This is a genomic window from Photorhabdus aballayi, from assembly GCF_026153155.1.
In the GTDB taxonomy this organism is placed as follows: domain Bacteria; phylum Pseudomonadota; class Gammaproteobacteria; order Enterobacterales; family Enterobacteriaceae; genus Photorhabdus; species Photorhabdus luminescens.
Genome location: NZ_JAPFCD010000094.1, coordinates 1 through 8,750 on the forward strand (window position 1 = coordinate 1; position 8,750 = coordinate 8,750).

Here is an 8,750-nt window from a genome sequence, read left to right on the forward strand (position 1 = left end):
ATAGCTTATTCCATCCGTTTTTGGTTCGTAACGATCAACCATTGCCAAAACCAACGACGCCGATGCCTTCGCTCGATCTGTTAACCAGTCCTTTAGCAGAAGAAGAACCCGTTGATATGTTTGCCCTTGAGCAAACCTCCCGTTTGATTGAAGCGCGTTTGAGTGATTATCGAGTTAAAGCTGATGTCGTGGGTTTCTCACCCGGCCCGGTGATTACCCGGTTTGAACTGGATTTGGCCCCGGGTGTTAAAGCAGCACGTATTTCCAACCTATCAAGAGACTTAGCACGTTCTCTATCGGCGGTGGCTGTGCGTATTGTTGAAGTGATTCCGGGTAAACCTTATGTTGGTTTGGAATTGCCGAATAAAAAACGCCAGACGGTCTATTTACGTGAAGTATTGGATTGTGAAAAATTCCGCGATAATCCATCGCCACTCACCATTGTATTGGGTAAAGATATTGGCGGCCAGCCGGTTGTCGCAGATTTAGGTAAAATGCCGCACTTGCTGGTGGCGGGTACAACCGGTTCGGGTAAATCTGTTGGTGTCAATGCCATGATCCTCAGCATCCTCTATAAAGCAAAACCAGAGGATGTCCGCTTTATTATGATTGATCCGAAAATGTTGGAGTTGTCGGTTTATGAAGGCATTCCGCATCTGTTAACCGAAGTTGTTACCGATATGAAAGATGCTGCTAATGCACTGCGCTGGTGTGTTAGTGAAATGGAACGCCGTTATAAACTGATGTCTTCATTAGGGGTGCGTAATCTGGCGGGTTATAACGAAAAGGTCAAACAGGCAGAAGAAATGGGGCGCCCAATTCCTCATCCATTCTGGAAGCCGGGCGACAGCATGGATGTCACTCATCCGGTGCTGAAAAAAGAGCCGTACATTGTTGTCATGGTCGATGAATTTGCTGACTTAATAATGACCGTTGGCAAGAAAGTCGAAGAGCTGATTGCCCGCTTAGCGCAGAAAGCGCGTGCTGCTGGTATCCATCTGGTTCTGGCGACTCAACGTCCATCGGTCGATATTATTACCGGTCTGATTAAAGCGAATATTCCGACGCGTATTGCTTTTACGGTTTCCAGCAAAATTGATTCCCGCACCATCCTTGATCAAGGTGGCGCTGAATCCCTGTTGGGCATGGGAGATATGCTTTATTTGGCGCCAAACTCCTCGATTCCGGTGCGTGTTCATGGCGCATTTGTTCGGGATCAGGAAGTTCATGAAGTGGTGAATGATTGGAAAGCCCGCGGTCGTCCAGAGTATATTGATAGTATTCTCAGTGGTGGTGATGATGCTGAGGGGGGCTTAGGCCTTGACGGTGATGAAGAGTTAGATGCTCTGTTTGATCAGGCAGTTCAATTCGTGACGGAAAAACGACGAGTTTCGATTTCTGGTGTCCAGCGTCAATTCCGTATTGGTTATAACCGAGCGGCGCGTATTGTGGAACAGATGGAGGCACAGCAGATTGTCAGTGCTCCGGGTCATAATGGTAATCGTGAAGTATTGGCGCCACCGCCGCATGAGCGTTGATAGTGAATATTGAACGTTGGAAACTCTGATAATAAATCACGGTAATTGAGAAAGAAGTAATAACGTTGAGAAAGGTATCTCTTACATGAAAAAGCTGATATTGATTGGTTGTTTAATGGCTGGCATGAATATCAATGCGGTATGGGCAAATGCTAGCCAGAATTTGCAGGAACGTTTGGGTAAAGTAAACAGTTTTCATGCCAGCTTTACTCAAACAGTCACCAGTGATGACGGGGCAACAATTCAGGAAGGTGAAGGGCAATTGTGGGTTAAACGTCCAAACCTATTTAACTGGCATATGACATCACCTGATGAAAGCGTTTTGGTATCGGACGGTAAAACGTTGTGGTTCTATAATCCGTTTGTTGAACAGGTAACGGCTAATTGGCTGAAAGATGCCACAGGTAACACGCCGTTCATGTTAATTACGCGCAACGATGCTAAAGATTGGTCTCAATATAAAATCAGCCAGCAAGGGAATGATTTTGAACTGACGCCGAATAATGTCACAGGCAATCTGAAACGCTTCTCGATTACCGTCATGACGGATGGCACTATCCAAAAATTTTCTGCCATTGAGCAGGATGGCCAAAAGAGTGCTTATCAATTAAAAGGGCAGCAAAATACCCAAGTGGATGCGGCAAAGTTCAGTTTTACGCTGCCGAAAGGCGTTACGCTGGATGATCAGCGCCAGTGAGGTTTAAGTGAACAACCTGTCACTCGATTTTTCACAAAATGAATTCCAGCCATTGGCCGCGCGTATGCGGCCGATGACATTAGAGCAATATATCGGCCAGCAGCATTTACTGGCGGAAGGAAAACCACTTCCAAGGGCTATCCGGGCTGGACAATTGCACTCCATGATTTTATGGGGGCCGCCGGGGACGGGCAAAACAACATTAGCTGAAATTATTGGGCATTATGCTCAGGCTGATGTTGAACGGATATCCGCGGTCACTTCTGGTATCAAAGAGATACGTGAATCGATTGAAAAGGCGCGTCAGAACCGGCATGCAGGGCGTAGGACTATCCTGTTTGTTGATGAAGTACATCGTTTTAACAAAAGCCAACAGGATGCTTTTCTGCCACACATTGAAGATGGCACGATCACCTTTATCGGTGCAACCACAGAAAACCCCTCTTTTGAACTGAATTCCGCATTACTTTCACGGGCACGTGTTTATCTGCTTAAGTCATTGACATTAGAAGAGATTGAGCAAGTACTTGATCAGGCGATGAATGATAAAGAGCGCGGTTATCATGGTCAGAATATCGTTTTGCCCGAAAATACCTGTCACATGATTGCGGAACTGGTTGCTGGCGATGCTCGTCGTTCATTGAATTTACTGGAAATGATGGCGGATATGGCAGAAACCAATGCTCAGGGACAGAGGGTTTTGACACCGGCATTATTGAAAGAAGTCAGTGGAGAACGAAGCGCTCGTTTTGATAATAAAGGTGATCGTTATTACGATTTGATTTCAGCACTGCACAAATCTATTCGTGGTTCTGCACCTGACGCTGCGCTTTACTGGTATGCCCGGATCATTACTGCTGGCGGTGATCCGTTATATGTTGCCCGTCGTCTATTGGCGATTGCTTCCGAAGATGTTGGTAATGCTGATCCTCGGGGAATGCAGGTAGCCATTGCTGCATGGGATTGTTTTACTCGCGTTGGTCCGGCAGAAGGTGAAAGAGCGATTGCTCAAGCCATTGTTTACCTTGCCTGTGCGCCGAAAAGTAACGCTGTTTATACCGCTTTTAAAGCAGCGATGGCTGATGCGAAGGAAAAGCCTGATTATGATGTTCCTGCACATTTGCGCAATGCGCCGACAAAATTGATGCAAGAGATGGGGCTTGGAGAGGAATATCGTTATGCTCATGACGAATCTAATGCTTACGCTGCGGGTGAAGTTTATTTTCCGCCTGAGATGCGGGAAACCCGCTATTATCATCCGGCTAACCGAGGGTTAGAAAGTAAAATAGGCGATAAACTCGCCTGGCTTGCTGAACAGGATCAAAATAGCCCGATAAAACGCTATCGCTAATGTTATTGTTGCGGTAAGGTTGACGGGTAAAAACACCTTATGGCCCATCAACTTGTGTGGGCCTATTCATATCATCTATACCCTATGGATTTCAAGGTGCATCGCGACGGCAAGGGAGCGAATCCCCGGCAGCATAGATAACTATGTGACCGGGATGAGTGAGTGCAGCCAACAAAGAAGCAACTTGAAAGATAACGGGTATAACTTAATAACGACAAGCACAGGACTAGCATGCTCGATCCAAACATACTGCGTAATGAGCTAGACGCAGTCGCCGAAAAACTGGCTCGCAGGGGTTATACCCTTGACGTGGATACGCTGCGCAAACAAGAAGAGCGCCGTAAAGTTTTACAAGTTGAAACTGAAACCCTGCAAGCAGAACGTAATTCCCGATCGAAAGCTATTGGTGCCGCAAAAGCCCGTGGTGAAGATATTGATCCGCTGCGTCAGGAAGTGAACCAGTTAGGTGAAAAGTTGGATACAGCGAAAGCCGAACTGGAAAAACTTCAGGCCGAAATTCGTGACTTGGCTTTAAGTATCCCTAACACTCCAGATGACTCTGTACCGGTAGGTAAAGATGAGAACGATAATTTGGAAGTGAGCCGTTGGGGTGAGCCACGTAAATATGATTTTGAGATTCAAGATCATGTTTCATTAGGTGAATTGACTAATGGTCTGGACTTTGCCGCCGCGGTTAAACTAACTGGTTCACGCTTTGTGGTGATGAAAGGGCAAATTGCTCGTCTGCATCGGGCATTGGCGCAATTTATGTTGAACCTTCACACAGAGCAGCACGGTTATTTGGAAACTTATGTTCCTTATCTGGTTAACCATGAAACCTTATATGGTACAGGTCAATTGCCGAAATTTGGTGAAGATCTTTTCCATACTAAACCACTGGAAGAAGAAGCAGAAAGCCATTATGCGTTAATCCCGACCGCTGAAGTTCCGATAACCAACTTGGTTCGTGGTGACATTCTGGATGAAAATGCATTGCCACTGAAAATGACCGCTCATACCCCTTGCTTCCGTTCAGAAGCGGGTTCTTATGGTCGTGATACTCGTGGCCTGATCCGTATGCACCAGTTTGATAAAGTTGAGTTGGTTCAGATTGTTCATCCTGATGAATCAATGGATGCACTTGAAGAATTAACTGGTCATGCTGAAAAAGTCTTGCAATTACTGAACCTGCCATATCGTAAAGTCTTATTGTGTACGGGAGATATGGGGTTCAGCGCGTGTAAAACTTATGATCTGGAAGTATGGTTGCCGGCTCAGAACACGTATCGTGAAATCTCTTCTTGCTCTAATATGTGGGATTTCCAGGCGCGTCGTATGCAAGCGCGTTTCCGTGGTAAAGAAGACAAGAAAACGCAATTACTTCATACCTTGAATGGTTCTGGTCTGGCTGTTGGCCGTACTCTGGTTGCAATTATGGAAAACTATCAGCAAGCTGATGGTCGTATCGAAATACCCGAAGTATTGCGTCCATATATGGGCGGATTAGAATATATCGGTTAATTATTATATTAATGAAAAGCGCCAAATTTTGGCGCTTTTTGCTGTCTACTTTATTAATTACAAATTTACTGAAAATAAAGTTACCGAATTCAGTAAATAATAACTGTATCTTTTAGTTAACTAACGTCGATGATTTCTCCTTACCGATAAAAATGCCGCGGTAAGAGGAATAATAGCTGGCGAAAAGTATTGGTATACAAACTAAAAAGCCTAATCCTAAAGTTACTACAGAAAGTACTATCATTAACCCAGAGAGAATAAAGAATAAGGAACCGGGTAATAAATTCTTCTTCACTGCTTCCAGGCTCATTGATACGGCAGCACCAAATTTCAAATTATGAAGAATGATTAACGCTGGTGCAAACCAGGTTAAAGCAGCAGCAATGATGCTGAAGATAAACAGAATAAAGACACCAAGAAGTAATGGAGACAAATCACTTGGGAGTATTTCAAGAGGAATTTCACCATATTGATTAGCTAAGAAGATATTGGTCACTGCGCTACCACCGGTAATAAACATTGCTATGATGCCAAGGAGCATGATGCCAAATGATAAAGCACCAACGCCAAGCAGTGGAGCAAAGTTTTTCTGAAATCCGCTGAATAACAGCCCTAGTTCAAATTCTCCGGTAGTTCTCTGTTTTTCACATAGAGCAATAATACCTCCAGACAGTACGGAACTCAAAATCCCTGCAAATATCCCAAGGAAAGGAATAAGCTGTAAACCAGATATGATAATGAAATAAATGATAACAAGTAGTATCCACATACCCAATTTACGTTTGACGAGATTCCATGCTTGACTAATCCATTCCATACCATCGGTGCTACTGAGGGATTGGCCTCCAGGGATAAATACCTCCTGATTGTTGTATATAGCGTTGGAATTAAAATTTAGGTTATTATTATCCATGTATTTTCCAATTTAATTATTGATTCGTAATTTATTGAATTGCTTTTTCTGTCTGCACTGCAAAGTCACAGTCAGCCGTAAAAAGCTGGCAAGTATAATATATTAAATTTATTAATCAACAAGCACTAAATAGGAGTAATTAACTAATGATGTGGTGGGTTTATAAGCAATGTATTGCTTAACTTGAGCAAGTGGTTTTATATTTACCTAAATAACTAAGCTATTTCTGTAACATATTCTAGTTTCTCTCATATGATTTAATTAATATTTTTATTCCAATGCCGGTTTTTCATCATCGATTATTTAAACGTGTTACGACTATGTGAAATTTTTTGTTTAAGCAAGTTTGCTAGTTTGCTTAATACAGTGATTTGTCATTTTACTACTTTGTTAATCAATTTAGCCCCTGTTTTTCTTGCTAATCTCAGTATAACTTCGGATTTTTTTACCCATTTTAAACGGGTTGATGCTCTGCGGTAAAAATACAGCCTCTAATGACCATCAATCGGGGTTAATCGGGAAAAATGGCAGGAGTTTTCCCATTAAAACATGAAATTAAATAATGGGTGATTCAACTTCTGGCACAGTGATGCCATTGAGATAACGCAAAAGCCTTGTTTTGTCTCTTATCGTCCCAAAACTGATGGTGTTGGCGCTGATTGATGTAATTCACTGATGAGTTAAATTAACCCTTGATTTAAATATACCTATGGGTTAATTTTTTGTCAAAGGGGGGTATGTATGTTTGAACTGATATTTCACGAAGAAGCTGACAACGAAATCCAATCATTGGATGAGGTTATGCGAGGTAAAACGTCACTGGCGCTTGACAAGCTTGAAGCGAGGGGGAACATGTTGCGGTACCCGGCAACGGAGCCGTTGCGTGATGGATTATTTCAGCTTAGAGTTGGTAATAAAGACATCACACGAACAATTTTTGCTTATGCCACTGGCCGGCGAATTTACATACTCCGCATGTTTATCAAAAAAACACCGAAAACACCGGCATCTGAAATTAAGCTTGCATTACAAAGGTTAGAGGAGATGAAAAATGAAAGTTAAAGGCATTCCGTGGTCAGAAGTCAGGGCGCGGGCTCTTGCTTCTCCTGGAGCTCAAGCTGCTTATGAAGCAGCCAAACAGGAAGAGGAGCTTTACGAGCTAATCCAAAGTATGAAACAGAAAGCAGGTATTAATAGTTCACAGTTAGCCGAGAGACTAGGGATCACCCCGCCCGCTGTTGCTAAAGTTGAAAAAAACCCGATGAAAGCCAGTATTGCGACACTTGAGCGCTATGCGGCTGCGTGTGGCGTCAACCTCAAAATTAGTATCGTTTAACTCTATGTCCGCCTCTTGGATATTAACTAAGAGGCCGGACATTATTCAGATGGAGAGCTACAGGCATGAAACCGATCGATTAATCTCAGTATAACTTCGGATTTTTTTACTCATTTTAAACGGGTTGACGCTCTGTGGTAAAAATACAGCCTCTAATGACCATCAAGCGGAATTAATCGGGAAAAATGGCAGGAGTTTTCCCATCATAAAAAAGCAAACCTCGTTTAAAATAGCGAGGTTTGTCAATCTAAGTATTTTTTAGCCAATTAAAATGTGGATGATTTTTCCTTACCGATAAAAATACTGCGGTAGGAGGAATAATAACTAACTAAAAGTATTGGTATAGAGATTAGAAAACCTAAACCAAAAGTCATGACTGAGATTATGAAAATAACTGTTACGGTGATAAAGAATAATAAACCGGGCAATAGATTCTTTTTCACCGCGGCTAGGCTCATTGATACGGCAGCACCAAACTTTAAATCATGGATGACAATTAGCGCTGGTGCAAACCAGGTCAATGCAGCATTCACAAATGAGAAAACCATCAGAATAAAAATACCAAGAAATAATGAGAACAGACTATTTTGGAGCATTTCGGCTGGGATTTCACCATGTTGAGCGGCGGTTAATAGGATATTAATTACGGCACTACCACCGACAATAAACATTGCGATAAAACCTAGGAGTATAATACCAAGCGTTAAAGCACCAACGCCGAGCAGTGACGCAAAATTTTTCTGAAATCCGTTAAATAGTAGCCCTAGTTCAAATTCTCCGCTAGTCCTCTGTTTTTCGCACACGGCAATCATACCGCCGATAAATACTGGGTTAAATATACAGGCAAATATCCCAAGAAAAGGAATAAGCACTAAACCAGCTATACACACAGAATAAATAATGTAGAGCAGTATCCACATGCCCCATTTATTCTTGACAAGTTGCCATGCTTGACCAATCCATTTCACACCTTCTGTGCTACTGAGGGACTGACCATCAGGAATGAATACTTCCTGATTATCTTCGGGTATAGCATTGGGATTTGAATCTACGTTTTGGTGTTCCATATACTTTTCCAATTAATTTATTGATTAATAATATATTAAATCGCTTTTTTGATTACATCTCGGAAGATGCAGTCAACTGGAGAGATATGATAAATATATTATATTAATTCTATTGTTCAACAAGAGTTAAATATAAGTAATGAGCAAAAAAATAAATAATTTTCGTGCAATGTGTTGCTAAATATTTTTAATTGTATCAAATTGATAATAATTGTAATAAAGTGTTTCAATATTACCTGATAGCTGAATTTAATTAACTTTTAATCCATATAATCGGAATGGTTTTAATTCCATTGGATATTCTTTCCTGTAGAATGGAAATTCCTA

The 8,750-nt window shown here is 42.1% G+C and carries 8 protein-coding genes; 6 read left to right on the forward strand and 2 right to left on the reverse strand.

The genetic code is table 11. From position 1 onward, the window contains the following. The 4 genes from OO184_RS23965 to serS form a co-directional block, all read left to right on the forward strand. On the forward strand, positions 1–1,538 hold a 1,538-nt coding region (locus OO184_RS23965), incomplete at its 5' end, for a DNA translocase FtsK (RefSeq protein WP_265381322.1). A gap of 85 nt (positions 1,539–1,623) precedes the next feature. After that, on the forward strand, positions 1,624–2,235 hold the full coding sequence (lolA, locus tag OO184_RS23970) for an outer membrane lipoprotein periplasmic chaperone LolA (RefSeq protein ID WP_139657047.1): 612 nt from the start codon (positions 1,624–1,626) through the stop codon (positions 2,233–2,235). Between the two features lie 7 nt (positions 2,236–2,242). After that, on the forward strand, positions 2,243–3,586 hold the full coding sequence (locus tag OO184_RS23975; RefSeq protein WP_265381323.1) for a replication-associated recombination protein A: 1,344 nt from the start codon (positions 2,243–2,245) through the stop codon (positions 3,584–3,586). Between the two features lie 231 nt (positions 3,587–3,817). Next, positions 3,818–5,107 (forward strand): serine--tRNA ligase, encoded by a 1,290-nt coding sequence (gene serS, locus OO184_RS23980; protein WP_265381324.1) that lies wholly within the window; start codon positions 3,818–3,820, stop codon positions 5,105–5,107. A gap of 112 nt (positions 5,108–5,219) precedes the next feature. Here the strand turns inward: serS and OO184_RS23985 are convergent, their stop codons facing one another. Further along, positions 5,220–6,020, reverse strand: coding sequence for a BPSS1780 family membrane protein (locus OO184_RS23985; protein WP_265381325.1), 801 nt, complete (start codon positions 6,018–6,020; stop codon positions 5,220–5,222). Positions 6,021–6,761: 741 nt separating this feature from the next. Between OO184_RS23985 and OO184_RS23990 the strand changes: the two genes are divergently transcribed. After that, positions 6,762–7,082, forward strand: coding sequence for a type II toxin-antitoxin system RelE/ParE family toxin (locus OO184_RS23990; protein ID WP_139657043.1), 321 nt, complete (start codon positions 6,762–6,764; stop codon positions 7,080–7,082). Next, positions 7,072–7,356: a helix-turn-helix domain-containing protein gene (locus OO184_RS23995; RefSeq protein WP_132344394.1), complete on the forward strand. Its 285-nt coding sequence runs from the start codon at positions 7,072–7,074 to the stop codon at positions 7,354–7,356. Before OO184_RS23990 ends, OO184_RS23995 begins: the two co-directional genes overlap by 11 nt. A gap of 266 nt (positions 7,357–7,622) precedes the next feature. On the opposite strand, the gene OO184_RS24000 is transcribed toward OO184_RS23995, so the two are convergent. Further along, positions 7,623–8,423, reverse strand: coding sequence for a BPSS1780 family membrane protein (locus OO184_RS24000; RefSeq protein ID WP_265381326.1), 801 nt, complete (start codon positions 8,421–8,423; stop codon positions 7,623–7,625). Positions 8,424–8,750: the final 327 nt, after the last annotated feature.